A 2,287-nucleotide genomic window follows, 5' to 3' on the forward strand; every position below is an offset into this window, starting at 1 on the left:
ATGATGAGCTCGAGCAGGTCCTCGGCGGCGGTGGCGGGCAGCTTGCGCATGCCCAGGTCATCGATGATGAGCAGCGGGGCGCTGGTGAGCGCATCGAGCTTCTGACGGCGGGTGCCCTCGAGACTGGACTCGGCCAGCTCCTCGAGCAGGTGGTGGGCTTCGCGGTAGAGGACGCGGTGGCCCTGGGATTGGATGACGGCGCGGCCGAGGGCCTGGGCGATGTGACTCTTGCCGGTGCCTGGAGGGCCGAGGAAGAGCGCGTCCTCTCGCCGCTCCACGAAGCTGCCGGTGGCCAGCTCGAAGACGAGGCGGCGATTCATCTTCTTGTTGAAGTCGAAGTCGAAGCCGTCGAGCGTCTTGCCCGCGTCGCGGAAGGCGCCCTGCTTGAGGCGGCGTTGGATGAAGCTGTCGCTTCGACGCGTCAGCTCGTCGTTGACGAGGGCGGAGAGGAAGTCGAGCGGAGCGAGCTTCTCGGCTTGGGCCTGGAAGAGGCGAGCCTCGACGGCCTGGGCCATGCCGGACAGGCGCAAGGTGGTGAGGGCGCGGGTGATTTCGACGAGGTTCATGTCTCGGTGTCTCCTGGGTGAGGGGTGGGCTGGGTGAGGCGGGCGATGACGTCGCGGTAGTGGGTGAGCTCGCGGATGAGCGGGTCCACCTGGCGCAGGGCGACGGGAGTGGGAGTGCGCCTTTCGAGGTAGCGGCGCACGAAGCGGTAGGTGGGGACGTCCACCTCGAGCGCCACCTCGCAGGCGTCGTCCAGGGCGGCGGTGCCGTACTTCCTGGCCAGGGACAGCACGCCGAGGATTCGCCGGGTGCCCGTCTCGCCTTCCCGGTGGTGCACCTCGGTGCAGAGGGTGGCGACGCTGCGTCCGGCCCGTGCGGCGCGCTCGAGCAGTTGCAACGTGGTGCGCGGCGCGTGCGAGGGCCTGTCCTCCGCGCGCGTGCGGTGGTGGCCGCGAGGCGTCCGGGTGTGCTCGCGCAGCAGCAGCCCCGAGGAGGGCAACAGCAGGCGCACGTGGAGGCTGTCCCACTGCACGTGCAGCTTGCGGCCGATGTGGCCCGGGGGCACCGAGTAGTACGCGCCGTCCACCTCGACGTGCCCGTCCAGGTGCACCACGCGCTCGCCGAAGGCGTAGTACCGGAAGGGCTCCACCGGCAGGGGCAGCAGCTGCGGACGCTCCTCGCTGAACATGGCCGCCACCTGGCGCTTGGTGGTGCCGTGGATTCGGGTGTCCGCCCACCGCGCCTCCCACGCGTCGAGGTAGGCCTGTGCGGCCTCCAGTGACTCGAAGCGCAGGCCCTTGAGCGGCGTGCGCTGCGCGTGGCCCACCGCCGACTCCACCTTGCCCTTCCTGTCCGGGTGGCGGACCCGCGCCGGCACGGCCACGGCGCCGTAGTGGGCCAGCACGTCCCGGAAGAGTGGATTGAGGGCCGGCTCGTACACGTCGGCCGCCAGCACGCCCTCGCGCAGGTTGTCCAGCACCACCGTGCGCGCCACGCCTCCCAGCCGGCGGAACGCGTCCTCGTGCAACTGCGCCCACGTCTGGCTGGAGGACTTCCAGCACAACAGCCTCACCGACTTGCGGCTGTAGCCCAGCGTCATGACGAACATGCGCGTGCGCCGGTACTTCCCCGTCTCCGGGTGGCGCACCATGGGCCCCTCTCCGTAGTCCACCTGAGCCTCCTCGCCGGGCGCCGTGTGGATGACGGCCTTGGCCTCAGGGCCCTGGCTGTCCTTGAGCGCGCGAACGAAGCGACGCACGCTGATGTAGCTGCCCGTGTAGCCCTGCGTGTCGACGAGCTCCTCATAGATTGCGCGCGCGTTGCGGCCCACCTCCAGCCGCTGCTGCACCAGGTCCACGTACGGGGCGACGATGCTCGCCTTCAGGTGCCGGACCGAGGCGCGGCTGCGTGGCGCAGCGTCGGTGGTCCCCTCATTGGCCGGTTTTGCTCCCGAGGAGAACTCCCCGCTCGCGGCACGAACTTCGGTGGTCCCCTCATTGGCCGGTTTTGTCTTGCCCCACCGGCGCGGCGGACGCACTCCCACTCCCGCGGCCTTCAGATACCCGCTGGCCGTCTCACGACGGACCCCCGTCGCCTCCTCGATTCGTCTCAGACTCCAGCCCAACCGACCCAGGGCGAGGACCTGCTGCTGCTTCTCGTCGCTCAAGACGTTGCCCATCCCCCAGGCGGACTCCACGTCCTACCCGGGCGTCAACGTCTCGGCCCTTCCCTTTGGCCGCTTTTCAGGGGACCTTCATTGGCCGGTTTTGGGTGACCACTGAGG

2 protein-coding genes are annotated in these 2,287 nt (G+C 69.7%); both read right to left on the reverse strand.

Annotated elements, in window-relative coordinates:
- Positions 1–566, reverse strand: a 566-nt coding sequence (locus LZ198_RS42700) for an ATP-binding protein (protein ID WP_253977923.1), incomplete at its 3' end; no start/stop codon positions are given.
- The gene (istA, locus tag LZ198_RS42705) at positions 563–2,182 is read right to left on the reverse strand and encodes an IS21 family transposase (RefSeq protein WP_253977924.1); all 1,620 of its coding nucleotides are present in this window, start codon (positions 2,180–2,182) and stop codon (positions 563–565) included. The genes LZ198_RS42700 and istA, both read right to left, overlap by 4 nt.
- Positions 2,183–2,287: the final 105 nt, after the last annotated feature.

The sequence above is a fragment of the Myxococcus dinghuensis genome (genome assembly GCF_024198235.1).
Taxonomy (GTDB): Bacteria; Myxococcota; Myxococcia; order Myxococcales; family Myxococcaceae; genus Myxococcus; species Myxococcus dinghuensis.